This is a genomic window from Acidovorax sp. FJL06 (assembly GCF_003852545.1).
Taxonomy (GTDB): Bacteria; Pseudomonadota; Gammaproteobacteria; order Burkholderiales; family Burkholderiaceae_C; genus Acidovorax.
Genome location: NZ_QAJR01000041.1, coordinates 1 through 401 on the forward strand (window position 1 = coordinate 1; position 401 = coordinate 401).

Here is a 401-nt window from a genome sequence, read left to right on the forward strand (position 1 = left end):
GCCGGTGAGCAGGCCGTTGAGCGACATGGGGTAGCTGTCGGGCACGGTGCGGGCTTTCTCCATCAGGGTGGCGAGCACGCGGGCTTCGTGGGGGGTGAGGGGGCGGGTGGCGGGATCGAAGGGCACTGGGATAATCCGTGGCAATTTATGAAGAACATCGTCATTTTGATCTCTGGCGGCGGCTCGAACATGGCCACCATCGTCCGCACCGCGCAGCAGGAGAACTGGGCCCAGCGCTACGGTGCCCGCGTGGCGGCCGTGATCAGCAACAAGCCGGATGCCGCCGGGTTGGCGTTTGCGCGGGAGCGGGGCATTGCCGCCGAGGTGCTGGACCACAAGGCCTTTGCCAGCCGCGAGGCGTTTGACGTCGAACTGGCCGCCACCATCGACCGCCACCAGCC

At 67.1% G+C, this 401-nt stretch carries 2 protein-coding genes; one reads left to right on the forward strand and one right to left on the reverse strand.

Going from position 1 to position 401, the window contains the following annotated elements; all coding sequences use genetic code 11:
• A partial coding sequence (locus DBV10_RS19870) for a DUF480 domain-containing protein (protein ID WP_124515298.1) occupies positions 1–126 on the reverse strand: 126 nt, incomplete at its 3' end.
• A gap of 21 nt (positions 127–147) precedes the next feature.
• Here DBV10_RS19870 and DBV10_RS23205 point away from each other — a divergent pair.
• The coding region (locus DBV10_RS23205; protein WP_305010603.1) for a phosphoribosylglycinamide formyltransferase at positions 148–401 on the forward strand (254 nt) is incomplete at its 3' end.